The organism is Azospirillum oryzae (genome assembly GCF_900177515.1).
GTDB classification, from domain to species: Bacteria; Pseudomonadota; Alphaproteobacteria; order Azospirillales; family Azospirillaceae; genus Azospirillum; species Azospirillum oryzae_A.
Map to the genome: position 1 here is coordinate 304,994 of NZ_FXAK01000009.1, position 25,471 is coordinate 330,464.

22 protein-coding genes are annotated in these 25,471 nt (G+C 66.6%); 13 read left to right on the forward strand and 9 right to left on the reverse strand.

The window, feature by feature from the left end; translation table 11 throughout:
- Window positions 1-207: 207 nt before the first annotated feature.
- The 3 genes from B9N97_RS29810 to B9N97_RS29820 form a co-directional block, all read right to left on the reverse strand.
- Window positions 208-813 (reverse strand): hypothetical protein, encoded by a 606-nt coding sequence (locus B9N97_RS29810; protein WP_085091447.1) that lies wholly within the window; start codon window positions 811-813, stop codon window positions 208-210.
- Complete coding sequence (locus B9N97_RS29815; protein WP_167393421.1) at window positions 806-1,435, reverse strand: ParA family protein; 630 nt, start codon at window positions 1,433-1,435, stop codon at window positions 806-808. Before B9N97_RS29815 ends, B9N97_RS29810 begins: the two co-directional genes overlap by 8 nt.
- A 198-nt stretch (window positions 1,436-1,633) precedes the next feature.
- Entirely contained in the window at window positions 1,634-2,500 is an 867-nt protein-coding gene (locus B9N97_RS29820) for an SDR family oxidoreductase (RefSeq protein ID WP_085091449.1), read from the reverse strand.
- A 104-nt stretch (window positions 2,501-2,604) separates the two neighbouring features.
- Here B9N97_RS29820 and B9N97_RS29825 point away from each other — a divergent pair, with 104 nt between their 5' ends.
- The gene (locus tag B9N97_RS29825; protein WP_085091450.1) at window positions 2,605-3,498 is read left to right on the forward strand and encodes a LysR family transcriptional regulator; all 894 of its coding nucleotides are present in this window, start codon (window positions 2,605-2,607) and stop codon (window positions 3,496-3,498) included.
- Here B9N97_RS29825 and B9N97_RS29830 read toward each other — a convergent pair.
- On the reverse strand, window positions 3,483-4,409 hold the full coding sequence (locus tag B9N97_RS29830) for a LysR family transcriptional regulator (RefSeq protein WP_085091451.1): 927 nt from the start codon (window positions 4,407-4,409) through the stop codon (window positions 3,483-3,485). The two genes, B9N97_RS29825 and B9N97_RS29830, sit on opposite strands and share 16 nt — an antisense overlap.
- Window positions 4,410-4,532: 123 nt before the next feature.
- Here B9N97_RS29830 and B9N97_RS29835 point away from each other — a divergent pair, with 123 nt between their 5' ends.
- Entirely contained in the window at window positions 4,533-5,294 is a 762-nt protein-coding gene (locus B9N97_RS29835) for an SDR family NAD(P)-dependent oxidoreductase (protein ID WP_085091452.1), read from the forward strand.
- A gap of 32 nt (window positions 5,295-5,326) precedes the next feature.
- Window positions 5,327-6,052, forward strand: a complete 726-nt coding sequence (locus B9N97_RS29840; RefSeq protein ID WP_085091453.1) for an SDR family oxidoreductase — start codon at window positions 5,327-5,329, stop codon at window positions 6,050-6,052.
- On the opposite strand, the gene B9N97_RS29845 is transcribed toward B9N97_RS29840, so the two are convergent.
- Complete coding sequence (locus B9N97_RS29845; protein WP_085091454.1) at window positions 6,049-6,981, reverse strand: LysR family transcriptional regulator; 933 nt, start codon at window positions 6,979-6,981, stop codon at window positions 6,049-6,051. The genes B9N97_RS29840 and B9N97_RS29845 overlap by 4 nt on opposite strands.
- Before the next feature lie 113 nt (window positions 6,982-7,094).
- Here B9N97_RS29845 and B9N97_RS29850 point away from each other — a divergent pair, with 113 nt between their 5' ends.
- Both B9N97_RS29850 and B9N97_RS29855 read left to right on the forward strand, forming a co-directional pair.
- A complete protein-coding gene (locus B9N97_RS29850; protein WP_085091455.1) occupies window positions 7,095-8,531 on the forward strand; it encodes an MFS transporter in 1,437 nt (478 codons plus the stop codon).
- 239 nt (window positions 8,532-8,770) lie between these two features.
- The gene (locus B9N97_RS29855; RefSeq protein ID WP_085091797.1) at window positions 8,771-9,808 is read left to right on the forward strand and encodes an aliphatic amidase; all 1,038 of its coding nucleotides are present in this window, start codon (window positions 8,771-8,773) and stop codon (window positions 9,806-9,808) included.
- Between the two features lie 75 nt (window positions 9,809-9,883).
- On the opposite strand, the gene B9N97_RS29860 is transcribed toward B9N97_RS29855, so the two are convergent.
- Window positions 9,884-10,822: a response regulator transcription factor gene (locus B9N97_RS29860; RefSeq protein WP_143266926.1), complete on the reverse strand. Its 939-nt coding sequence runs from the start codon at window positions 10,820-10,822 to the stop codon at window positions 9,884-9,886.
- Window positions 10,791-14,234, reverse strand: coding sequence for a hybrid sensor histidine kinase/response regulator (locus tag B9N97_RS29865; protein WP_085091799.1), 3,444 nt, complete (start codon window positions 14,232-14,234; stop codon window positions 10,791-10,793). Before B9N97_RS29865 ends, B9N97_RS29860 begins: the two co-directional genes overlap by 32 nt.
- Before the next feature lie 418 nt (window positions 14,235-14,652).
- On the opposite strand from B9N97_RS29865, the gene urtA reads away from it, so the two are divergent.
- From urtA to B9N97_RS29905, 8 genes are all read left to right on the forward strand, one after another.
- The gene (urtA, locus tag B9N97_RS29870; RefSeq protein WP_085091456.1) at window positions 14,653-15,927 is read left to right on the forward strand and encodes an urea ABC transporter substrate-binding protein; all 1,275 of its coding nucleotides are present in this window, start codon (window positions 14,653-14,655) and stop codon (window positions 15,925-15,927) included.
- Between the two features lie 177 nt (window positions 15,928-16,104).
- Complete coding sequence (gene urtB / locus B9N97_RS29875) at window positions 16,105-17,031, forward strand: urea ABC transporter permease subunit UrtB (protein ID WP_085091457.1); 927 nt, start codon at window positions 16,105-16,107, stop codon at window positions 17,029-17,031.
- A gap of 13 nt (window positions 17,032-17,044) precedes the next feature.
- Window positions 17,045-18,199: an urea ABC transporter permease subunit UrtC gene (gene urtC, locus B9N97_RS29880; RefSeq protein WP_085091458.1), complete on the forward strand. Its 1,155-nt coding sequence runs from the start codon at window positions 17,045-17,047 to the stop codon at window positions 18,197-18,199.
- A 14-nt stretch (window positions 18,200-18,213) separates the two neighbouring features.
- Window positions 18,214-18,960, forward strand: a complete 747-nt coding sequence (urtD, locus tag B9N97_RS29885; RefSeq protein ID WP_085091459.1) for an urea ABC transporter ATP-binding protein UrtD — start codon at window positions 18,214-18,216, stop codon at window positions 18,958-18,960.
- 15 nt (window positions 18,961-18,975) lie between these two features.
- On the forward strand, window positions 18,976-19,665 hold the full coding sequence (gene urtE, locus B9N97_RS29890; protein WP_085091460.1) for an urea ABC transporter ATP-binding subunit UrtE: 690 nt from the start codon (window positions 18,976-18,978) through the stop codon (window positions 19,663-19,665).
- A gap of 54 nt (window positions 19,666-19,719) precedes the next feature.
- Window positions 19,720-20,952: a formamidase gene (gene fmdA, locus B9N97_RS29895; RefSeq protein WP_085091461.1), complete on the forward strand. Its 1,233-nt coding sequence runs from the start codon at window positions 19,720-19,722 to the stop codon at window positions 20,950-20,952.
- 24 nt (window positions 20,953-20,976) lie between these two features.
- Complete coding sequence (locus tag B9N97_RS29900) at window positions 20,977-21,327, forward strand: FmdB family zinc ribbon protein (RefSeq protein WP_085091462.1); 351 nt, start codon at window positions 20,977-20,979, stop codon at window positions 21,325-21,327.
- 204 nt (window positions 21,328-21,531) lie between these two features.
- On the forward strand, window positions 21,532-22,476 hold the full coding sequence (locus B9N97_RS29905; RefSeq protein ID WP_085091463.1) for a 3-hydroxyacyl-CoA dehydrogenase NAD-binding domain-containing protein: 945 nt from the start codon (window positions 21,532-21,534) through the stop codon (window positions 22,474-22,476).
- A 73-nt stretch (window positions 22,477-22,549) separates the two neighbouring features.
- Here the strand turns inward: B9N97_RS29905 and uxuA are convergent, their stop codons facing one another.
- Window positions 22,550-23,740: a mannonate dehydratase gene (gene uxuA, locus B9N97_RS29910; protein ID WP_085091464.1), complete on the reverse strand. Its 1,191-nt coding sequence runs from the start codon at window positions 23,738-23,740 to the stop codon at window positions 22,550-22,552.
- 53 nt (window positions 23,741-23,793) lie between these two features.
- Window positions 23,794-25,317 (reverse strand): mannitol dehydrogenase family protein, encoded by a 1,524-nt coding sequence (locus B9N97_RS29915; RefSeq protein WP_085091465.1) that lies wholly within the window; start codon window positions 25,315-25,317, stop codon window positions 23,794-23,796.
- Between the last annotated feature and the right edge of the window lie 154 nt (window positions 25,318-25,471).

Genomic DNA, 25,471 nt, shown 5'->3' on the forward strand with positions numbered 1-25,471 from the left:
TCGGACGCGGCCGTCCCGCCAATATTGCCGTCCCCGTTCGAGAGGTCCTGAATCGATGAAGCGGCGTAGGTCGGACAGGGCGAACACGCGGCATGTCTCCTGGGGGGAGTCCGAATGTGGCGCATTATCCGCAGCATGCTTCCCGGTCGCAAGCGGCAGCGGCCGTGTTTGTCGTTGCCGCTCTTCGGCAGCCGGAGCCGTACGGCGTCAGTCGAGGGCGGAAATCTCCCGGTCGATGTCGGCGACACGGGCAAGAAGCCGCTGCTTTTCCGCTTCCAGCATCGCCCGGCGGTTGTCATTGCGTTGAGTGGCGTTCGTCCGGATGCGACGCTTGAAAGCGACGATCTCGGTGCGGCGCATGTCGGGGCGGATCACGCCTTCTGCGACGGCCCGGGCACGTTCCGTGTCGGACAGCGTTGCCGCATGATAGACCACCGAATAGCCGGCGGCCTCGATGCCGGGCGGCAACAGGCCGGCGGTCACCGCGCGGTAGGCGGTCATGATCTGGCTGCGGACGACCTTGCCGAAGCGCAGGCGCTCAATCATATGGGCAAACTGCTCCGCCGGAAGCTTCTTCTGCGCCTCGTCCAGATAGCGTCCGATGGCAAGGAAGCTTTTCTGTGCCTCCTCCCACAAGCGGTCGATGGTCTCCACATACTCGTCCGGGGTCGTGGGTTCCGGGGGCAGTGCGTTATCATCGCCGGACGGCCTGTGGATTGACGGGCGGTTTGATGGCAGCTGTTGCGCCAGCGGGGCGATGGACCGTTTGATCTCGTCCGCGTCGAACAGTTTGAGCGGGGGCCGCTTAGCCATGCTCCGCCTCCATCAGGGACGCCACTTCGGCGGCGATGGCGCCGAAGTCTTCGCGCGCCTCAGGTGCCGCAAGCGGCGCGCCGTTCCATGAGGCCTGCTGATAGGCGGTGCGGGCCGGCAGGTCGGCGCCCAACACCGGTACGCCCATCACCTCGAGCTGGGCGCGGGTGTGTCCGGTCACCTGGGCACGCCGGTTGACCTGGGTCAGCACGGCGGCGTGGAGGATCTTGCGGCGGACCATCTTGCCTGCCGATTCGATCAGTTCCTGGGTGCGCACCGCTTCGACCACGTCCTTCCGGTCGGTCTTGCACGGAATCAGCACGAAATCCGCCGCGCTGATGGCGTACAGCATGCCTCTCTGCAGGGCGCCGGCCACATCGATCAGCACATAGTCGGAGCGTTCGACCGCGCCGGCCACACCGTCGATCACCGCTTCCTCCTCGACCGGCGTGCACGGGATGCCGTTGCGCGGATCGGACAGCCAGTCGTGTAGGTTGCGGTTGGGATCGGTGTCGATGCATTCCACGCTTCGGCCTTGCCTGTGGAGCAGGTCGGCAAGGCCGGCCGCCAGCGTGGTTTTTCCAGAACCACCCTTGGAGGTGGCTATTGCGATTACGGGCACGATGCCGCTCCAAGTTTGACCGGTCAAACAAGAGGGCAAGTTGCGGGAAAGCGGTGCCGGGTGTCAATCGGATGGGGTTTGGAAATGACGGCGACCTGCTGCGGGGGGCAGGCGGGGGCAGTGCCTGTCGCGCCGGGGATGGTGCGATGACACTGCTCCATCCCCCAACTTTACGACCGAAGCGGGGATCGAGGATCCTCAGCCGGCAGCGAGCGCGGCGGCGAAGCTGCGATAGCTGTGTAGCGGGCGGCCCAGCAGGCCGGTCAGGCGTTCGAGGTCGCCGGCTTCAGGAATCATGCCGTCGCTGACATAGCGTTCGGCCATCAGGCGCATCTCGTAGGCGGTCCATTTCGGCATGAAGGACGCCATGGTCTGCTCGAACCCGCTGGGATCGTCGCCGCCATAGACCACGGTACGGCCCAGCAGATCGGACCAGATCGCCGCCACCTGCGAACCGGTCAACGTGTCCGGCCCGACCAGATTGATGGTCTCGACCGGCAATTTGCCCGGCGCGTGGTCGCGGCGGATCAGCTCGATGGCCGCGACTTCCGCGATGTCCCGCGCATCGACCATGGCGACACCCTTGCTGCCGATCGGCATCGGGTAGACGCCGTGATTGAGGACGACGTCCTTGATCATCACTTCGTTGTCGATGAAGTAGGTCGGGCGCAGGATGGTGGCGCTGAAGCCCATCTGGGCAAGCATACGCTCGGCGCCGAACTTCACTGCGAAATGCGGCACGTTCACCGCGCGGTCGGCCTCGAACACCGACAGATAGACGACCCGCTCGACACCGGCCTCGCGGGCGATGTTCAGGGTGATGATCGCCTGGGTGAATTCATCGCCGGTGACGGCGTTCAACAGGAACAGGGTGCGGACACCGCGGAAGGCGGCACGCAGTGCGTCGATGTCCAGCATGTCGCCCTGGGCGACCTCCACCCCGGCGGGGAAGGCGGCCTTCGACGGGTCGCGGGTCAGCACGCGCACATCGGCGCCGCGCTTCGCCAACTGGTCGACGACATGGCGGCCGACACGGCCGGTGGCTCCGGTAACGAGGATGGTCATGGGATCACTCCGGTTTCTGGGTCAGAAGATGTCCTTGACAATAGCGATCCACGGCAGCCCCGATAGTCACCGGATTTGGACGTACTGTCTCACTGGTGGAACGGATGGACCTGCTTGCCCTCGCCGATTTCAATCTGGTTGCCCGCCATGGCGGGTTCGGAAAGGCCGCGCGTGCGGCCGGGCGTCCGAAGGCGACGCTGTCGCGGCGTGTGGCGGAGTTGGAGGCGAGCCTCGACCTGCGGCTGTTCGAGAGGGGCACCCGTTCACTGAAACTCACGGCGGAGGGACGGGCCCTGTTCGAGCGGACGGGCCTATTGCTGACCGAGCTTGACGAGACGGCGAAGGCGATTGCGTCCGGTGGCCGGAGTCCCCGCGGCCGGTTGCGGATCAGTGCGCCTCTGCTGTTCTCCCAGACCGCCATGGGAAAGCTGGCGGCGGGGTTCATGCGCAAATATCCGGAGGTCCGGCTTGAGGTCACCACGGAAGACCGGTCCGTCGACATGATCGAAGAAGCCTATGATCTGGTCATCCGCGTCAATCCGAACCCCGATGCCGGCCTTGTCGGTCGCGTCTTCCTTCGTGACCGGCTGGTCGTGGTGGCGAGCCCGGCTCTGCCGCCTCCCGCCGGCCGCGATCCCGTTCCCGCCGTTACCCGCGGATCGCTGGTCCAGCAGGAAACATGGGAGGTCACTACACCGTCGGGACCGTCGGGCATCGCGGTCGAACCCGTCCTCAGCCTATCTTCGTTCGTTATGATCCGCGATGCGGTTCGCATGGGTGTGGGGGCGGCCCGCCTGCCGCTGTCGCTTGCCGGCCCCGATCTTGCCGCCGGCAGGCTGGTGAGCTGGGGCGATGTGATCGGGTTTGAGACGGCGCTGTGGGTGCTCTATCCGACGCGGCGGCTGCTCAGCGCCCGCGTTTCCGCCTTTCTTGATTACTTGAAAGCGGCCTTTCCGCAAGGGACCGCCGACGAACTCGCGGCCTATGTCGAGGGGTGACGCTGTCCCGGCTTCGGCCCGTCGCGGTGGCGCCGGACATGGTCGATCAGGGCGCGGAGCTTGGGCGTGACGGTGCGCCGGCTCGGGAAATACAGGAAGAAGCCGGCGAAGGGCGGCAGCCAGTCGTCGAGAATCGAGACGAGTTCCCCGCGCTCGAGATAAGGCTGGAACGTCTCTTCCATGCCGAAGGTGATGCCGGCGCCGGCCAGCGCCGTGCGCAGCATCAGCAGCATGTCGTTGGTGGTGATCTGCGGTTCGACCGAGACGTCGAAGGCGTGTCCGTCCTTCTCGAACTCCCAGCGGTAGGGGGCGGTTTCCGGCTGCGGACGCCAGCCGATGCAGCGGTGGCGGACGAGATCCCGCGGGTGCTCCGGCGTGCCGTGGCGGGCGAGATAGTGCGGAGTCGCCACCGCGATCTGGCGCTGGTCGCCGGTCAGCGGCACCGCGATCATGTCGCGCTCGATCACCTCGCCCAAGCGCACGCCGGCGTCGAAGCCGGCGGCGACGATGTCGAACTCCAGATCCGTCACCGTCACGTCGAGCGTGACGCCGGGATACGCCTCGCTGAAGGAGGCGATCAGGGGTCCGGACAGGAACCGCTCGGCGATCGAGGTGACGGCGATCCTCAGCAGGCCGCGGGGCTCCTCCGCCGAACCCGACGCCGCGTCGATGGCGCCCGCAATCTCGGCCAGGGGGCCAGAGACCCGTGCCAGGAACCGCTCGCCGGCTTCGGTCAGCCGCACGCTGCGTGTGGTGCGGAGGAAAAGCGCCTGCCCGAGAGCGGCCTCCAGCCGCTGCACGCCCTGGCTGACGGCCGAGCGCGTCACGCCAAGGCGGTCCGCCGCCGCACGGAAATTGCCGGTCTCCGCCACCGCGGTGAACAGGGTCAACAGGTTCAGGTCGATCTGCATCGGTTAGCCGCTCTAACCACACCGTCCAATACTTAGCAAGTTATCTCGACAGCGGTCCAATGCCACCTTCCGGGCATCGACGGCGGGCGCACAGATCGCTCCGCCGGTTTCAAGGAGACCGCAATGACCAACCTGCCAAACGCCGCAAGCGCTTATGATCTGACCGGCAAGGTGGCGCTGGTGACCGGCGCCCGCCGCGGCATCGGGCGCGCCGTGCTCGACCTGCTGCGGGCTCGGGGTGCGCGGATCGTCGCGTCCGACCTGTCCGACGAGGTCAGGTCGCTCGACGCCGCCGACATCGCCACGCTGGTCGGCGACGTGTCCGACGAGGAACTTGCCCGGCGCTCGGTTGAACTCGCCCGCGATCGCTTCGGCCGGCTCGACATCGTCGTCTGCAATGCCGGAAGGACCCTGAACAAACCGCTGAACGAGACCTCGGTCGAGGAGTACGACCGCATCTTCCAGATCAACGCCCGCGGTGCCTTCGTCACCATCCGCGCCGCGGTGCCGCTGATGGAGGAGGGCGGCGGCGGTGCCGTCGTCATCAACTCCTCTCTGTCGGCGACGACAGCCTTCCCGACGCAGGCCGCCTATGCCTCGTCCAAGGCTGCTTCTGCGCAGCTCGCCCGCATCGTCGCCGTCGAATATGGCCGCCGCGGCATCCGCTGCAACGTTGTCCTGCCCGGCGTCATCGACACCGACATCATGGAAGGCGTGGTCGAGAACGGCCGGGAGATGCTGCGGAGCTTCGGCGACGCCCACCCGGTCGGGCGCATCGGCCGTCCGGACGAGGTGGCCGAGGCCATCGCCTTCCTGGCATCGCCGGCCTCCAGCTTCATCACCGGCGCACAGCTCTTCGTCGACGGCGGCTACACGGCGCAGTGACCGCTGCACTCAATGAATCACAGGAGACAGCCATGACCATCGATCAGGTCGTTCTCATCACCGGTGCCTCCAGCGGCATCGGTGAAGCCACCGCTCGCGTCCTTGCCGAAGCCGGCGCCACCCTGATGCTGGGGGCGCGGCGCACCGACCGGCTCGATACGCTCGTCCGGGAAATCACGGCGAAGGGCGGCAGGGCCGTCGCCCGCGCCCTCGACGTCACCGACCGCGCCAGCATGGAAGGCTTCGTCGCCGAGGCGCGCGAACGCTTCGGCCGGGTCGACGTGCTCGTCAACAATGCTGGCGTGATGCCGCTGTCCCCGCTCGCCTCGCTGAAGGTCGAGGAATGGGACCGCATGATCGACGTCAACATCCGCGGCGTCCTCCACGGCATCGCGGCCGTCCTTCCGGTCATGGAGGCGCAGGGGAGCGGGCACGTCGTCAACATCGGTTCCGTCGGCAGTTTCGAGGTGGTGCCGACCTCCGCCGTCTACAGCGCGACCAAGTTCGCGGTGCGGGCGATCACCGACGGCTTGCGGCAGGAAAGCGAAACGATCCGCACGACCTGCATTTATCCCGGCGTGACCCGCTCCGAACTCGCCGACACCATCACCGACGAAACGGCCGCGCGGGCGATGGTGGAGTACCGCCGCAACGCGATCGAACCCGAGGCGATCGGGCGGGCCGTCCTGTTCGCCATCGAACAGCCTCGGGACGTCGGGGTCAACGAGATCACCGTCCGTCCCGTCGCCCGGCGCTAGGGGCCGGGCGGGGCGGCCTCTGATGCGGCTCCGTTGTCCGTCCCCCGGCAGGCCGCGAGGACCTGACCACGCAGCCAGCGGTGGGCCAGGTCGGCGTCCTGGCGCGGGTGCCACATCTGGGTCACGGTGACGTCCCTCATGGGCACCGGGAGCGGGAAGGTGCGAATGCCGGCAATGCCGGAGGCGACCTGCCGCTCCGACACCAGGGCGACGAGGTCCGAGGCGCGGACGATCGCCAGGGCGGCGGGGAAGCTCGGCACCACGACGACCACCTTGCGGGAATGGCCGAGGGCGGCGAGGGCATCGTCCACCTGATCCCTCGGCCGGCCGCTGCGCGAGGTGACCACATGGCCGCAGGCGGCATACCGGTCGGCCGTCACCGCCTCCTGCAGCAGCAACGGATGGCCGTCCCGCACAGCACCGACCAGCCGGTCGCCGATGAGTTTCTGCACCTTCAGCTCGGGCGCGGTTTCCGCGTGGGCGCCGATCTCCAGATCGATGCGTCCATCGCGCAGCGCCTGCGCATCCCGATCCGTCCTCGGCGCGAAGCGCAGCAGAACGCCCGGCGCTTCGGCGGTGGTCCGGCTGACCAGCCGGGCGGCGAAGACCTCGATGAAGCTTTCGCTGGCGCGCAGGGTGAAGGTGCGTTCCAGCCCGGCGATGTCGATCGCCGCCGCTGGACGCAGTACGGCGCGCACTTCGTCGGCGAGATCGTGCACCCGATCCCGCAGCTGGATGGCGCGCGGCGTCGGGACCAGCCCGCGTCCGGCGCGGACGAGCAGCGGATCCCCGGTGGCGTCGCGCAGGCGCGCCAATGTGCGGCTCATGGCGGAATCGCTGAGGCCGAGTCGCCGGGCGGCATTGACCACGCTGCCTTCCGCAAGCAGCGCGTCGAGCGCGACGAGGAGGTTGAAATCGGGATCGGACATGGGCGGAAAGACTATCACATGGCGTTCCATGCAGGAATACTCTGCATGGGCTGCGTCTACCGCCATGTCACAGCGTCGCCATACTGATCTCCGACACTTCCTGGAGATATGCGATGCCCCAATCCACCGCCGGCCGGCCGGCCGCTTCCCAACCGTCGGAGGGGCTGTCGGGCTTCCGCCGCGTCGCCGCCGTCGCGTCCATCCTGACGGCGATCGTGCTCGTCGTGCTCGACGGCGCCGTCGTCAACATCGCCTTGCCGACCATCGCCGACACGCTGGGCGTCGCGCCGGCCGACTCCGTTTGGGTCGTCACCGGCTATCAGCTGGCGCTCGTGGTCGCGCTGCTGCCGGCCGGCGCGCTCGGCGAGAGCCTGGGGTATCGGAAGGTGTTCGCCGGCGGCGTGCTTCTGTTCACCGCCGCCTCTGCCGGCTGCGCCCTGGCGCCGACGCTTCCCTGGCTGGTTGCCGCAAGGCTGATGCAGGGCCTGGGCGGCGCCGCGGTGATGTCGCTTGCCGTCGCCCTGCTGCGCTTCGTCTATCCGCCGCGGCTGCTGGGCGCTGCCATCGGCTGGAACGCCCTGGTCATCGCCCTGTCGTCGGCGGCGGGGCCGACCATCGGGGCGGCCATCCTCGCCATCGCGCCCTGGCCGTTCCTGTTCGCCGTCAACATCCCGATCGGCATCATCGTGCTGCTGACCGCACGCGCGTTGCCGATGGTCGAGGGGGTGAAGCGCCGGATCGACCCCGTCAGCGTCGTCCTCAACGCGGGCTTTTTCGTGGCGCTGGTGATGGGAGCCCAGGCCGTCGCGTCGCAGGTCGGTGTTGGCGGCGCCCTGCTGCTGGTGGCAGCGCTGTGTCTTGCCGGCCTGATCCGGCGGGAGCACGGGCAGGAGGCGCCACTGGTCCCCCTCGACCTGCTGCGGGTGCGTTCCTTCCGCCTTTCGGTGGTCGCCTCCGTCCTCTGCTTCACGGGCCAAATGGCGAGCACTGTGGCACTGCCCTTCTACCTGCAGAACGGGCTTGGGCAGGACGCCTTCACCGCCGGGCTGTTCATGGTGCCGTGGCCGCTTGCGACCGCCGTCGCGGCGCCGGTCGCGGGCCGGCTTTCCGATCGCCTGCCGACCGGCTGGCTGTGCGCTGTCGGCGGCACGCTGCTTGCCACTGGTCTCGCCCTGTCGGCATTCTGGCCGCTCCAGCGCGATCCGCTGCCCCTGCTGGTGTTCATGGTCATCAGCGGCTTCGGCTTCGGCCTGTTCCAGACGCCCAACAACCGCAACATGCTGCTCACGGTGCCGAAGGCGCGCAGCGGTGCCGCCGGAGGGATGCAGGGCACCGCAAGGCTGGTCGGGCAGACCGCCGGTGCGGTGATCATGACTCTGCTCTTTTCCCTGGTCTCCAGCCCGGTGGAGGCGCCCCGGATCGGGCTTGCCGTGGCGGCCGTCCTCACTCTGGCCGGCGGCGTCGTAAGCCTGCTCCGTGTGCCGTCGGACATTGGAACGGCCCGGCCGTCACTATCGGCAAGCGGTGCCGTCAGAAGCCGAAATGGCTGAGGCCGGGATGGTCGTCGGGCCGGGTGGCGGGAAGGACCGGCCTCGGCATTACTTCGTTGCGATTGATGAAATGATCCGCCCTGCCGATCGGCCATACGGGGAAACGCGTATTCCGGTGGATCGGCCGCTCCCCGATGATCGGTGACGACGAAGACGCGTGCGAAAACAATGCGGAAGCCGGCCTTTCCTGCCGCTTCCCGCACGCGCCGTCCCATGCCCCGTCACGCAGGGAGACCGAGATGATTCACGGCGATATCACCAGCAGCAACGACACCGTCGGCGTCGCCGTCGTCAATTACAAGATGCCGCGCCTGCACAGCAAGGCGGAGGTGCTGGAGAACGCGCAGAAGATCGCCGACATGCTGATCGGCATGAAGACGGGTCTGCCCGGCCTCGACCTTGTGATCTTCCCCGAATATTCGACCCATGGAATCATGTATGATTCCAAGGAGATGTACGAGACCGCCGCCACCGTCCCGGGCGACGAAACGGAGATCTTCGCCGCCGCCTGCCGCAAGGCGAAGGTCTGGGGGGTGTTTTCGCTGACCGGCGAACGGCACGAGGAGCATCCGCACAAGGCACCGTACAACACGCTGATCCTGATGAACGACCAGGGCGAGATCGTGCAGAAATACCGCAAGATCATGCCGTGGGTGCCGATCGAGGGCTGGTATCCCGGCGACTGCACCTATGTGTCGGAAGGGCCGAAGGGTCTGAAGATCAGCCTGATCATCTGCGACGACGGCAATTATCCCGAGATCTGGCGCGACTGCGCCATGAAGGGGGCTGAACTGGTCGTGCGCTGCCAGGGCTATATGTATCCGGCCAAGGACCAGCAGGTGCTGATGGCGAAGGCGATGGCCTGGGCCAACAATGTCTATGTCGCCGTGGCGAACGCCGCCGGGTTCGACGGCGTCTATTCCTATTTCGGCCACTCCGCCATCGTCGGCTTCGATAGCCGCACGCTGGGCGAATGCGGAGAGGAGGAGTACGGCATCCAGTACGCCCAGTTGTCCAAGACGCTGATCCGCGATTTCCGCAAGAACGGCCAGTCGGAGAACCACCTCTTCAAGCTCGTCCACCGCGGCTACACCGGCATGATCGCCAGTCTTGACGGGGTGAAGGGCGAAGCGGCCTGTCCCTACGACTTCTATCGCAAATGGGTCAACGATCCCGAGGGGACGCGGGCCATGGTGGAGGCCATCACCCGGCCGACGGTCGGCACGCCGGAATGTCCGATCGACGGCATCCCGACGACCGAGCTTCCCCGGAACTGACCGCCTGCGGCGGGGGAGGGGGCTTTCCTCTCCCGCTGCAGTTCGGATCATGCAGCACGGTGATTCTGATCCACTTTACCGGCCGTTCAGCGCGCGCACCGCCATCGCGGCTGCCGCCGCCCGGTTCTCGACGCCGAGCTTCGAATAGATCTGCTCCAGATGCTTGTCGACCGTGCGTGGGCTGAGGCCGAGAATTTCAGCGATGTCGCGGTTGGGCTTGCCGTTGGCGACCCACATCAGAACCTCCGCTTCCCGCGGAGTCAGGGACAGCTTGTCCTTCAGCTGTCTGTCCTCACCGGCATCCGACTCCTCCGCAAGTTGCAGCAGGATCTCGTCGGGGCCGGTCTGCCCGACCGGGCTGAGGCGCAGGCGGCGGCCGTCGGCAAGCGTGGCGATCACCACGCTGTCCGGCTTGCGAATGGCGCCGCCGGCCTGACGCTCCACCAGCCAGCGCCGTGCCTCCTCCGGCAGGGACACGCCGCTTGCCGTGTCGTCGCCGAAGGCCGCCTCCAGCATGCGGGTGGTCTGCGGCGTGCACCACAGAACCTCGCCCTTGTGGTTGGCGGCCAGCAGGGTTCGGCCGGTGACGTCCAGCGCCGCCCGCGTGCTCTGCGCCACGCGGGCATTGGCGAGATGGGCATACATGCGGGCGATCAGCGTCTCGGCGACGATGGGCTTGGTGACGTAATCGACCCCGCCGGCGGCGAAGCCCTTCAGGATATGTTCGGTTTCTGTCAGGCCGGTCATGAAGATGACCGGAACATGGGCGACCTGGCTGTTGCGCTTCAGCTGGCGGCAGGTCTCGAAGCCGTCCAGCCCCGGCATGATGGCGTCCATCAGGATGACGTCGGGCGTCACCTGCTCCAGCAGCGCCAGCGCCTTGCGGCCGTCCAGCGCCACCAGCACGGTCACCCCGGCCTCCTCCAGCGCGTCGGTCAGGAAGCTGAGGGCTTCAGGCGAATCGTCGACGACGAGGACGACGTCACGCGGTCTGGTTGCGGATTTCATCGTCATGGCCCGATTCGTCATTGCTGGCTTCACCATGGCTGTCATCGCGGTATACCGCCTCCAGCGCGGCCATATACTGGTTCAGGTCGTAATTGCTGACGAGCGTGCGCATGCGGCCGACGAAGCGCTCCAGCTCCGGATGGGCTGCGGCGATCTCCGCCAGCTTGGCCTGCATGCCGCGGACATAGCCGATGCGGCCAAGATGGATCAGTTCGGCGATGTGGTGCTGCGGCGGCAGTTCCGACGCGGTGAAGAGCGGCGGGCCGTCGTCGGTGCCGGCGGGCGTCTCGTACTCCCACTCGATGCCGCGCAGTCGGCCGATGCAGGCCAGCAGCTTTGGGATCGACACCGGTTTGGCGACAAAGCCGTCATAGGGCTGGCCGGGCGCGGGGGCAGAGCGGTCCTCCCTTGTGTCGGCCGACACCAGGATGATGGCGGTGTCGCCGTGGCCGGTGGCGCGCAGGTGCCGCGCCACCTCCAGCCCGTTCATGCCGGGCATGGAGATGTCGAGCAGCAGGATGTCGGGCCGGTGCAGCTCCGCCAGGGCGAGGCAGCTCTGGCCGTCGGTCGCCTTGACCACCGCGAAGCCCAGCTCGGCCAGCAGGTCACCCAGCAGGTTGCGGTGGGCGAGGTCGTCGTCGGTGACCAGTACGGTCAGGCGCGGCCCGTGGTAGCCGCGGATCGGATGGTCGGGCTGGGCGGCGGCGGTGGACAGCATCGCCGCCGACATCATCAGCCGCACCCGGAACAGGCTGCCCTTGCCGGGAGTGCTGGTCACGGTGATCTCGCCGCCCATCACCTCGGTCAGCAGCTTGGTGATGGTCAGGCCGAGCCCCATGCCGGGCACCATCGGGTTGGCGGCCGACCCTCGCTCGAAAGGTTGGAAGATGCGCTCCAGATCACCGGTGGCGATGCCGGGGCCGGTGTCCTCCACCTCGAATTCGGCGATCTGGCTGCGGTGGCGCACGCGCAGGCAGACGGTGCCGCTGTCGGTGAATTTGATGGCGTTGGACAGCAGGTTGATCAGGATCTGGCGGATGCGCCCTTCGTCGGTAAAGACGACCGGCGGCAGATCCTCCGGCGCCTCGAAGCGGAAGGCGATGCCCTTGCCCGCCGCCTGCAGGCGGAACATGCCGACCAGCTGGTCGAGCAGTTCGCCGAACCGCACTTCGCCCCGGTTCAGCTGCAGCCGGCCGCTTTCGATCTTCGACACGTCGAGCAGCCCGTCGAGTAACCCGGACAGGTGTTCCGCACTGCGCCGGATGACGCGGACGGCGTCGATGCGGTGCGGCGGCATGGCCGGATCGCGCTCCAGCATCTGCGAATAGCCGAAGATGGCGCTCAAGGGCGTGCGGAACTCGTGGCCGATGCCGACCAGATAACGGCTTTTGGCGAGGTTCGCCGCCTCCGACGCCTCCTTCGCCTTCTGAAGCTGCGCGTCGGTGCGTTCATGGGCCTCGATCTCCTGCATCAGCAGATCGGTCTGCCTGCGCGTTTCCTCCTGCGCCACCTTGCGGCTTTCGCGGGCCAGCACGAACAGCCAGGTGGCGACACCGGCGACGATCATCAGGATGAAGAAGACCTTCCACAGCGTGCTGCGGATCAGCGCCTGCGCTTCGGCATTGACCGAGGCGACCTCGACATAGACCAGCGACAGCACTGCGCCGACCGCCAGACCCAGCATCAGCAGCACCGCCAGATAATGGCCGAACCGCGCCTTCAGCGCCGTCGCCGCCTTCGCCGGCAGCACGGCGTCGAGCGCGTGGCGCAGCTGCACGCCGAGGCGGGCGTCGCGCTTGCAGCCGTCGCCGCAGCGGGCGTCCAGCGAACAGCAGAGCGAGCAGATCGCCCCGGCATAGACCGGGCAGAAGGCCATGTCGTCCGGTTCGAAGGCATGCTGGCAGATGCGGCAGCGGATCGCCTCCTCCCCGTTCCAGCTGTCGAAAGGGCGGCGGGCGATGTAGTAGTGGCCGCGGGTCGCCCAGGCGATGGCGGGCGCCGCGGCGAAGGCGGTGGCGAAGGCGAGGAAGGGCGCGCAGACCTTCAGCGTCGGCCCCAGCGCCCCCAGGAATGCCAGCATCGACAGCGCCGTCGCCAACAGCATGGCGCCGACGCCGACGGGGTTGATGTCGTAGAGGTGGGCGCGCTTGAACTCGACATGGCGCGGGCTGAGGCCAAGCGGCTTGTTCACCACCAGATCGGCGACCAGCGCGCCGATCCAGGAGGCGGCGACGCTGGAATAGAGCCCCAGCACCGGTTCCAGCGTCTTGTAGATGCCGAGTTCCATCAGCATCAGGCCGATGACGACGTTGAACACCACCCACACCACCCGGCCGGGATGGCTGTGGGTCAGGCGCGAGAAGAAGTTCGACCAGGCGATGGAACCGGCATAGGTGTTGGTGACGTTGATCTTCAACTGCGACAGGACGACGAACAGGCCGGTCAGGCCCAGCGCCAGCTGCGGCGACGGCGTCACATACTGGAAGGCGACCAGATACATCCGCGTCGGCTCCGCCGCCAGCTCCAGCGGCACGGCATTCTGCAGCGCCAGCACGACCAGGAAGGACCCCAGCAGCAACTTGATCGTGCCGATGACGATCCAGCCCGGCCCGGCGGCCACCAGCGCCGCCCACCAGCCCAGCTTTTTGCGGCCCGTCGCATCGGGGTCGTAGGGCAGGAAGCGGATGAAATCGACCTGCTCGCCGATCTGTGCCAGCAGCGAGAACACCACCGATGCCGCCGCACCGAACAGCATGAGGTCGAAGCCGCCGTCACCCGTCTCCGCTGCCCGGCCGGAGAAGCGGGTCCAGGCGGTGAAGGCGTCGCTGTCCTGAATGGCGATGAACAGGAAGGGAAGGGTATGCAGGGCCAGCCACAAGGGCTGCGTCCACAGCTGGATACGGCTGATGACGGTGAAGCCGTAGGCGACCAGCGGGATCACCAGAAGCGAACTGACGACGTAGCCGGCGGCCAGCGGCAGGCCGAACACCATCTCCAGCGCCGTCGCCATGATCGCCGCCTCGATGGCAAAGAAGATGAAGGTGAAAGAGGCGTAGATCAGCGAGGTGATGGTGGAGCCGATATAGCCGAAGCCGGCGCCGCGCGTCAGCAGATCCATATCGACGCCATAGCGGCTGGCGTAATAGCTGATGGGAAGCGCGCTGGCGAAGATCAGGATGGCGCCGGCCAGGATGGCGAACAGCGCGTTGGTGAAGCCGTAATTCAGCGTGATCGCCCCGCCGATTGCCTCCAGCGCCAGGAAGGAGATCGACCCGAGCGCCGTGTTGGCAACGCGCGTCGGCGACCAGCGCCGCGCCTTGCGCGCGGTGAAGCGCAGCGCGTAATCCTCCAGCGTCTGGTTGGCGACCCACCTGTTGTAGGTCCGCCTGACCGCGACCACCCTCTGGCGCCCCGCCATCGGCCCCATTCGCCCTCCTGAAAATCAGTTGGTGTTACGTACTGTTCTGAGATTCCGTTTCCGTGGCGCTTCCATAGTAAAGCCCATTTCTCCGTCAGTCTGTCAGGAATAAAGCCGTCGAACAACAAAGCCAAAGGAGAGGCGTATTCTGCGAGAGAACGCGCGTGTTCAACTCGCTTTCGGGTGGTTGCGAGTGGTGAGCCGTTTTCAGACTGCCGCAAGTTTATAGCGATTTGCGCTCCGGCACCCCTATACGCAAATCCACGTATTGCTGCGCCGCACAGTTCGGCCAACCATCGGCTCGTCCAGTCGCGGATCGTTCCGCCAACTCCCCCAAAAAATACCGCCTTTCAAAAAGGCCGCATCCGGATCGCGGACGGCTTTTGCAAGGCGACAATGGCCAACATCAGGAGGTTTCATGTCCTCTGACAAGATGGATGCGGACAAGATCATCGGTGGCGTTCCGTCGCCGCTCCGCCGCAAGCTCCTCCTTGGCATGGCGGCGCTGCCGGCCGTCGCGCTGCTGCCCCGCGGCGCGCTGGCCCAGGCGCTGCCGACCGACGCCGTGAACACCACGAAACTGGCGGTCACCGACGGCACGGTGAAGGTCGGCATCCTGCATTCCACCACCGGCACCATGGCGATCTCTGAAACCGGATCGGTGCAGGCCGAAAAGCTGGCGATCGCCCAGATCAACGAGATGGGCGGCGTGCTGGGCCGCAAGATCGAGGTGATCCAGGAGGACGGCGCCAGCGACTGGCCGACCTTCGCCGAGAAAGCGCGCAAGCTGCTGGTCGAGGACAAGGTGGCGGCGGTGTTCGGCTGCTGGACCTCGGCCTCGCGCAAGGCGGTTCTGCCGGTGTTCGAGCAGTATAACGGCATGCTCTATTACCCGACCTTCTATGAAGGGCTGGAGCAGTCGAAGAACGTCATCTACACCGGGCAGGAAGCGACGCAGCAGATCCTGGCCGGTCTGGACTGGGTGTCGAAGGAGAAGAAGGCCAAGACCTTCTTCCTGATCGGCTCCGACTACATCTGGCCGCGCACCTCCAACAAGATCGCCCGCAAGCACATCGAGATGCACGGGCAGAAGGTGGTCGGCGAGGAGTATTTCCCGCTCGGCCATACCCAGTTCAATTCGGTCATCAACAAAATCAAACTGACCAAGCCGGACGTGATCTACGCCTCGGTCGTCGGCGGGTCGAACGTCGCCTTCTACAAGCAGCTGAAGGCCGCCGGCATCGACCTGAACAAGCAGACGCTGATGACCATCTCCGTCACCGAGGACGAGATGCTGGGCATCGGCGGCGAGAACATCGCCGGCGCCTATGCCTGCATGAAGTATTTCCAGTCGCTGAAGAACCCCAACAACGAGAAGTTCGTCGCCGCCTTCAAGAAGATGTGGGGCGGCGAAAGCGTCATCGGCGACGTGACCCAGGCCGCCTATCTCGGCCCGTGGCTGTGGAAGCTGACGGCGGAGAAGGCCAAGAGCTTCGACATCGACAAGATCGCCGCCGCCTCCCCCGGCATCGAGTTCACCGGCGCGCCGGAAGGCTATGTCCGCATCCACGAGAACCATCACCTGTGGAGCAAGACCCGCGTCGGCCGCGCCCGCACCGACGGTCAGTTCGACATGGTCTATGAGACCGCCGACCTGATCGAGCCGAACCCCTTCCCCAAGGGGTACCAGTAAGGGGCGGGGCATCCCTGGACTTGCCCCCACCCTAACCTCCCCCGCTGGGCGGGGGAGGGGACGGCTGCCGAACGTTGACAAAGTTCCTGTCCCCCTCCCCTGCGTTTGGACCGGCCTTCGGCCGCCCGAGAGCGGGGGAGGATCGGGGTGGGGGCGCGTGTGACGGGAGTTCCCATCATGTTCGAGGGCTACAGCCTGGCCGAACTCGGCTCGATCTTTGCGATGCAGGGATTCGCCGGACTCATCCTGTTTTCCGTTTTCGTGCTGATGGCGCTTGGCCTCGCCATCATCTTCGGGCAGATGGGCGTCATCAACATGGCGCACGGGGAATTCATGATCCTCGGCGCCTATGTGACCTATCTCTGCTCGACATTCATTTCCAATTACGCGCCGGCGCTTTTCCCGGTCTATTTCTTCATCGCCATGGCGCTGGCCTTCATCGCCAGCGGGGCGCTGGGCATGCTGGTGGAATGGGGGATGATCCGCTTCCTCTACCGCCGCCCGCTCGACACGCTGCTGGCGACCTGGGGATTGAGCCTGATCCTGCAGCAGGTCTTTCGCTCCGTCTTCGGCGCCCGCGAGGTTGGCGTGGTGCTTCCCGACTGGCTGATGGGATCGGTCGCCGTCACCGACACCATCGAGGTGCCGATCAACGGCCTGTTCGTCATGGCCCTGACCATGGCCATCACCATCGTGATCTACGCCGTGATGTTCCGGTCGCGCTGGGGCCAGGGCGTGCGGGCGGTGATGCAGAACCGGGTGATGGCCGGCGCCGTCGGCATCAACACCGAAAAGGTCGACCGCTACACCTTCGGGCTCGGCTGTGGCATTGCCGGGGTGGCGGGTAGCGCCTTCACCATGATCGGTTCCACCGGCCCGACTTCTGGCCAGCTCTACATCGTCGACACCTTCCTGGTGGTGGTGTTCGGCGGCGCCCAGAGCCTGATCGGCACCATCGCGTCCGCCTTCACCATCAGCCAGGCGCAGTCGACGATGGAGTTCTTCCTCAGCGGATCGACCGCAAAGGTCCTGACCCTGCTGACCGTCGTCGTGATCCTGATGCTGCGCCCGCAGGGCCTGTTCGTCCTCAAAGTCCGCCGCTGAGGAGGCAATCACCATGACGCGCACCCCTCAAAGTCGTTTTTTCGGGCGCATGGATGGCGACATCGCGGGCATCCTGCTTCTGGCCGCTCTGCTAATCGTCATCCTGCCGCTGGGCCTCGACATCTTCCGGCTGAACATGGTCGGCAAATACCTGACCTATGCCTTCGTGGCGCTCGGCCTCGTGCTGTGCTGGGGCAGCGCCGGCATCCTGTCGCTGGGGCAGGGCATCTTCTTCGGCATCGGCGGCTATTGCATGGCGATGTTCCTGAAGCTGGAGGCCTCCAGCCCCGAGGCGACCAAGATCCAGTCCACCCCCGGCATCCCCGACTTCATGGACTGGAACCAGCTGAAGGAACTGCCCTGGTTCTGGGAGCCGTTCCACAGCCTGTCCTTCTCCATCGTCGCGGTGGTGGCGGTCCCGGCGCTGCTGGCCTTCATCGTCGGGCTGGCGATGTTCAAGCGGCGGGTCGGCGGCGTCTATTTCGCCATCATCACCCAGGCCTTCGCCGCCATCCTGACCATCCTGATCGTCGGCCAGCAGGGCTACACCGGCGGCATCAACGGCATCACCGATCTGCGCACGCTGAAGGGCTGGGATATCCGCACCGACGAGGCGAAGCTGGTGCTGTATTTCGTCAACGCCGCGCTGCTGATCGGCTGCCTGCTGCTCTGCCTCTATGTCCGCCGTTCCAAGCTGGGCCGCATCCTGGTGGCCCTGCGCGACAAGGAGGACCGGGTCCGTTTCTCCGGCTACGACGTCGCCAACTTCAAGATCTTCGTCTTCTGCTTCGCCGCAGCGCTGTCGGCGGTGGGCGGGGCGATGTTCACGCTGCAGGTCGGCTTCATGTCGCCGTCCTTCGTCGGCATTGTGCCGTCGATCGAAATGGTCATCTATTGCGCGGTCGGCGGGCGGCTGTCGTTGCTGGGCGCAGTGTACGGCACGCTGCTGGTCAACTGGGCCAAGACGATGCTGTCGGAAAGCTTTCCGGAGCTGTGGCTGTTCGCCATGGGCGCGCTGTTCATCGGCGTGGTGATGGTGTTCCCCAACGGGCTGGCCGGTCTCTACCAGCAATACATCGCGCCGCACCTGCGCCGGCTGACAGCCCGCCGGTCGGACGGAGCCGCCGCCGGTGCGCCGATCATCCCGCCCCACACCGCCGCCGATTGAAGAGGGACGGACCCATGGCGAACCCCACCGATTACCTGCTGGCGGTCGAAGGGCTGACCGTGTCCTTCGACGGGTTCAAGGCGGTCAACGACCTGTCCTTCTACGTCGACAGCAACGAAATCCACGTCATCATCGGCCCGAACGGCGCCGGCAAGACCACGGTGCTCGACCTCATCTGCGGGCGGACCAAAGCGTCCGGCGGCTCCATCAAGTTCCGCAACAGGGAACTGACGGCGATGAAGGAGCACCAGATCGTCAAGGCCGGGGTCGGGCGCAAGTTCCAGAACCCGTCGATCTACGACGACCTGACGGTGTTCGAGAATCTGGAGATCTCCTATCCCCGTGGCCGCACGGTGTTCGGCGCGCTCGCCTTCAAGCGCGATGCCGCGGTGCGCGAGCGGGTGGCGGAAATCGCCGAGATGATCTTCCTGGCCGACCATCTCGACCAGCGCGCCGAATATCTCAGCCACGGCCAGAAGCAGTGGCTGGAGATCGGCATGCTGCTGATCCAGGACCCCGAGCTGCTGATGCTGGACGAGCCGGTGGCCGGCATGAGCGTCAACGAGCGCAAGAAGACCGCCGAACTGCTGAACCGCATCATCCGGAACCGCTCGGTGCTGGTGATCGAACACGATATGAAGTTCGTCGAGGACATCGCCCACCGCGTCACCGTGCTGCACCAGGGGAGGATCCTGTCGGAAGGCAGCATGGAGCGGGTGAAGGCCGATCCCAAGGTCGTCGAAGTCTATCTGGGCCATTAAGCGGAGATCGCAGACATGCTGTCCGTCAACCAACTGCGCGTGTCCTACGGCGAGAGCGAGGTCCTGCACGGGCTGGACTTCACGGTGGCGCCCAACGAGATCGTCGCCGTCATGGGCCGCAACGGCATGGGCAAGACCACGCTGATGAAGTCGCTGATGGGGATCGTGCCGGCGCGCTCCGGCGCCATCCGCATCGGCGACAGCGAGATCACCGGCTTGAAGAGCTACGAGCGGGTGGCGAAGGGCGTCGCCTATGTGCCGCAGGGCCGCATGATCTTCCCGACCATGACGGTGCAGGAGAACATCGAGACCGGCCTGTCCGTGCATGGCGGGCGCAGCGTTCCCGGCGATCTCTACGAACTGTTCCCGGTGCTGCTGGAGATGAAGGGCCGGCGCGGCGGCAACCTGTCGGGCGGCCAGCAGCAGCAGCTCGCCATCGCCCGCGCGCTGGCGACCAAGCCCAAGGTTCTGCTGCTGGACGAGCCGACGGAAGGCATCCAGCCCTCGATCATCCGCGAGATGGCCCGCACGCTCCGCCGCATCCGCGACGAGAAGGGCCTCAGCATCATCGTGTCGGAACAGGTGCTGAGCTTCGCGCTCGACATCGCCGACCGCGTGCTGGTGATCGAGAACGGCGAGATCGTCCACGAGGACAGCCGCGGCGCCATCGACGAGGCCAAGGTCGCCCGGCTGCTGTCGGTGTGACGCGCCGCTACTCCCACTCCCTTGAAATCAGTCCACAAAAAGGAAGAGCAACCCATGGCTGACACCCTGATCAAGGTCGATCTGTCGCAGACTCCTTATGAAAACGACATGATCCACAACCGCTGGCACCCGGACATCCCGATGGCGGTGACGGTGAAGCCGGGCGACGATTTCATCCTGGAATGCTATGACTGGACCGGCGGCCAGATCAAAAACGACGATGATGCCGCCGACGTGCGCGACGTCGATCTCAGCCAGGTGCATTTCCTGTCAGGCCCGGTAGGGGTCGAGGGGGCGGAGCCGGGTGATCTGCTGGTCGTCGACCTGCTGGACATCGGCGCCTTCCCGCAGCAGCAATGGGGCTTCAACGGCTTCTTTTCCAAGCAGAATGGCGGCGGCTTCCTGACCGAGCATTACCCGCTGGCCCAGAAGTCGATCTGGGATTTCGAGGGCATGTTCACCAAGTCGCGCCATATCCCCGGCGTGCGCTTTGCCGGGCTGATCCACCCCGGACTGATCGGCTGCCTGCCCTCGCACGATCTGCTGGCCAAGTGGAACAAGCGCGAGCAGGCGTTGATCGACACCAACCCGACCCGCGTCCCCGGCCTCGCCAACCCGCCCTATGCGCCGACCGCCCATATGGGCCGGCTGAAGGGCGATGCCCGCGACAAGGCGGCGGCGGAGGGCGCCCGCACCGTACCGCCGCGCGAGCATGGCGGCAATTGCGACATCAAGGACCTGTCGCGCGGCTCGCGCATCTATTTCCCGGTCTATGTGAAGGGCGCCGGTCTGTCGATGGGCGATCTGCATTTCAGCCAGGGCGACGGCGAGATCACCTTCTGCGGCGCCATCGAGATGGCCGGATGGGCGCATCTGAAGGTGAACCTGATCAAGGACGGCATGGCGAAATACGGCATCAAGAACCCGATCTTCAAGCCGAGCCCCATTGTCCCGACCTACAACGACTATCTGATTTTCGAGGGAATCTCGGTCGACGAGGCGGGCGAGCAGCATTATCTCGACGTCCATGTCGCCTATCGCCAAGCCTGTCTGAACGCCATCGAATATCTGAAGAAGTTCGGCTATTCCGGTGCCCAGGCCTATTCGATCCTCGGCACCGCACCGGTTCAGGGCCACATCAGCGGCGTCGTCGACGTGCCCAACGCCTGCGCCACCCTGTTCCTGCCGACGCAGATCTTCGATTTTGACATCAGCCCGAACGCCGATGGCCCGACGAAGTTCATCAGCGGCGACGTCGACATGCCCATCGCGCCGGACCGCATGTAACCGCCGGAGGAGGGAGGCCACGCCATGCCGATGTACGACTATGAATGCCCGACCTGCGGCGACTTCACCGAGATGCGGCCGATGGCGGAAAGCAGCCTGCCGCAACCCTGCCCCTGGTGCGAGATGCCGGCACCGCGGGTGATCCGCATGGCGCCGGCCTTCTCAACCCTGTCGGCCGCGACCCGGACGGCGCATTCCACCAACGAACGCAGCGCCGACCGGCCCAAACTGCTGTCGGAGGTCGGACCGGCGCACAAGCACGGCCCCGGCTGCGGGTGTTGCGGTGGCGGCGGCAAGAAGGGGCGGTCGGTGCTGCGAACCGCGGACGGTGCGAAGGGCTTCCCCACCGCAAGACCGTGGATGATCAGCCACTGACGCTTCAGAGCCATACTACTTTCCTGGACTCAGCTCTGACAAGTGGGCGGGATCGAACCCGTTCGCCGTCTTCCCTTCACCCGATGCGAACGATTTCTGTATGATGCATCATAGTGCGGCCGGAACAGGCGAACGCCTGCTCCGGCCGCACTGTGTTTCCGTATCCCGCATCTTGGCCGACATTGCCGCGCAGGAGAGTTCCCAATGCCGTCATCCCCGCTGCCGATCTCGTCCGTTGCGGTGCTGGGCTGCGGGTTGATCGGGCAGAGCTGGTCGGCGCTGTTTCTGGCCCATGGGCTGGATGTGTTCGCCTGGGATCCCGATACCAGCGTTCTGGCCGCGCTGCCGGAACGCGTGGAGCCCCTGCTCGGGCAATTGCGGGCGCTCGGGTCCTTGGCCGAAGGGCCGGGCCGGCTGTCCGTCGCGTCATCGGTTGCCGAGGCTGTCCAGGGCGCCGCTTGGATTCAGGAAAACGCGCCCGAGAAAACCGCCATCAAGCATGCACTCTATGCCGAGGTGGAGGCCGCGGCTGCGCCCGACGCGGTGATCGCCAGCAGCACCTCCTCGCTGACCTGGACCGATCTGGCGGCAGGCGTGGCGCGGCGTGACCGCTTCATCACCGCCCATCCCTTCAATCCGCCGCATCTGATGCCGCTGGTCGAACTGTTCGCCGGCAATGCGGAGACGCTGGGCAGGGCCGAGACCTTCTATCGCAGGGTCGGTCGCGTGACGGTTGCGCTGAAGAAGGATGCGGTGGGCCACATCGCCAACCGCCTGGCCTCCGCCCTCTGGCGGGAGGCGGTGAACATCGTCGCGGAGGGCATCGCCGATGTCGCCGACGTCGATGCCGCGCTCGTGCATGGTCCCGGCCTGCGCTGGTCGGTGATCGGCTCCCACATGGCCTATCACCTGGGCGGCGGACCCGGCGGCATTGCCCATTACCTCGACCATCTCGGGCCGAGCCAGGAACGGCGCTGGGCGACTCTCGGCACCCCGAGCCTGACGCCCGAAGTCTGCCGTCTGCTGGTTGATGGGATCGCACAGGAGGCCGCCGGCCGCTCCGTCGCCACACTGGAGGCCGAGCGCGACCGCGGGCTGATGCTGGCGTTGGCCGCCCGGCGGAAAGCCGGGGAGGGAGAGAGCGCGTGAGTGCCGAGACGACCGTCTGCGCCCGTATGGCGGGGCCCCTCCCTCCCGCACTGGAGAAGGGCCCCGCCACCGGTCACGCCACCCGCTTTTCGCGGAAGGCTTCGATGGTGCGCATGACGCCGCGCAGTTCGGCCAGACCCTTCAAACGCCCGACGAAGGAATAGCCGGGGTTCATCGTCTGGCCGATGTCGTCGCCAAGCAGATGGCCGTGGTCGGGGCGCATCGGGATCTGGGCGTCGGCGCGGCCGGTCCGCTTGCGGCGGGCCTCCTCGTCGATCATCGCCGCAGCCACGCCGATCAGGTCGGTGTCGCCGCCGAGATGGTCGGCCTCGTAGAAGGAGCCGTCGGGCTCGTGCGTGGTGTTGCGCAGATGGACGAAATGGATGCGCGGGGCGAACTCCTTCGCCATCGCCACCAGATCGTTCTTCGGGTTGGACCCGAAGGAGCCGGTGCACAGAGTCAGGCCACAGGCCTCCTGCGGCACGGCGGCGAACAGCGCCCGGACATCCTCCGCAGTGGACATGACACGCGGCAACCCGAAGATGGGGAAGGACGGGTCGTCGGGGTGGATGCACAGCCGCACCCCCTCTTCCTCGGCGACGGGCGTGATCTCGCGCAGGAATTCGATCAGGTTGGCGCGCAGATCCTCCACGCCGATCTCCTGGTACAGTTCCAGCATGCCGCGGAAGCTGTCGCGGTCATAGGCGAAGTCGCGGGCCGGCAGCCAGTCGATCAGGTTGCGCTCCAGTTCGGCGACCTGCTCCACCGTCATCGCCTCGAACCGCGCCTTGGCGGCGGCGATGTGGGCGGGGTCGTAGCTGGCCTCCGCATTGCGGCGCTTCAGCACGAACAGGTCGTAGGCGGCGAAATCGACGCTGTCGTAGCGCAGCGCATAGCCGCCGTTCGGCAGCCGGTGCATCAGATTGGTCCGGCTCCAGTCGGTGATGACCATGAAGTTGTAGCAGATCACCGGGATACCGGCGCGGGCGACATTGCGGATCGACTGCTTGTAATTGTCGATCTTGCTGCGGAAGTCGCCGGTGCGGGTCTTGATCTCCTCGCCGACGCCGATGCTTTCCACCACCGCCCAGGTCAGGCCGGCGGCCTCGATCATGGCGCGGCGCTTCTGGATTTCTTCAGGCGTCCAGACGCTGCCCTGATTCATGTGGTGCAGCGCCGTGACGATGCCGGTCGCACCGGCCTGACGGGCCTTTTCCAGGGTGACGGGATCGTCCGGGCCAAACCAGCGCCAGGTTTCCTGCATGATGGGGTCCTTTCAAATTCGGGTGCGGCGGCGGGCTTGATGGCCGCCGCAAGTCATGGGGTGGCGAGAAAGTCGGCCAGCGTCCGCTGCACGCCTGCATTCATCAGACTGTCGAGATGGCGGACGACCGCGGCGCGGAAGGCGTCCTCGGCCACCAGTTCGGGGGCGAAGATGTCCTCGATGGCGAACAGAGCCGCCGCCAGCGCGCCGGCATCGCCGGAATGGACGCGGGCAATGCGGGTCAGCGCCGCCGCCATCGGGTCCGCGACCGTGTAGCCGTTGCCGGCCTCGTCCTTTTCCAGCAGGAAGCGCATCCAGGCGGCGACGGCCAGCGGGATCACCGCGGGTGCCTTGCCGGCGGCGAACAGCTCCCGCGCCGGCTCCAGCAGGCGGGGCGGCAGCTTCTGCGAGCCGTCCGACGAGATCTGGATGGTGCGGTGGCGGATGCCGGGATTGCGGAAGCGCGCTTCCAGCGCCGCGGTATAGGCGGGGATGTCGGTTCCCGGCACCGGCGGCAGGGTGGGGATCAGGTCCTCCGCCCACAGACGGCGCATGACGGCCGGCAGTTGCGGGTCGGCCATGGCGTCGGCGATGGTCTCGATCCCGGCGATCACCGACAGGTAGGCCAGCAGCGAATGGGCGCCGTTCAGGCAGCGCAGCTTCATCAGCTCGAACGGGTGGACATCCTCGACCAGGATGGCGCCGGCCTTTTCCCAGGCCGGGCGGCCGAGCGGAAAGCGGTCCTCGATCACCCACTGCTTGAACGGTTCGCTCACCACCGGCCAGGCATCGGCGCAGCCGGTCGCTTCCTCCACCGTGGCGCGGTCGGCGTCCTGGGTGGCGGGGGTGATGCGGTCGACCATCGTGCAGGGGAAGCTGACTTGGTCCGCGATATAGGCGCCAAGCTCCGGATCGCGCAGCTCGGCATAGCGCACGACGATGCCGCGTACCTTGATGCCGTTCTGGGCGAGGTTGTCGCAGACCAGCACCGTGAAGGGCGGCACTCCGGCGGCACGACGGCGGCGGATCGCTTCCGCCAGCAGGCCGGGGACGCTGCGCGGGCTGGTGGGGTCGGCAAGGTCGGCGCGGATCAGCGGATGCGCCTCGTCCAGCGAACCGGTGGCGGCGTCCTGGCAATAGCCCTTTTCGGTGACCGTCAGGGTGACGATCCGGATGTCCGGCTTCGCCATCAGGGCCAGCACCTCGTCCAGCTGGTCGGCGGTCGCCAGTGCGTCGAGGAACGAGCCGACGACACGCAGCCGGTCGCGGTTCTCCTCGCGCACCAGCAGGGTGTAGAGGCAATCCTGCGGCTTCAGCGCGTCGCGGATCGCGGGGGAGAGCGGATCGACACCGACGATGCCCCAGTTCCGATCGCCGGTCGCCAGCACGTCGTCGGTGTAGGTGGCGAGATGGGCGCGGCAGAAGGCGCCGAGGCCGATATGGACGATGCCCGGCGTCACCGCGGTGCGGTCGTAGGCGGGACGCTCGATGGCCGGGGCCAAGCGGTCGAGGCTGTCGGTGGAAAGGCGGGTTCGTGAAGGACGGGCCGCCAGCAGGGCGGTGTTCGCGTCGGGCATGATGGGCTCCGGTTCGCGGCGGTCGCTGCGGTCTCCCTGTCCGCTGCCCCGTTGGGCAGTGCGGGTGGCCGGTGCACCGTCATTCGGTAAGGCTGTTTGGTCGCTGGTGGGGACTCCGGGGCGGGGCGCCCCGGAGTGTCGAGACGGGGTGGAC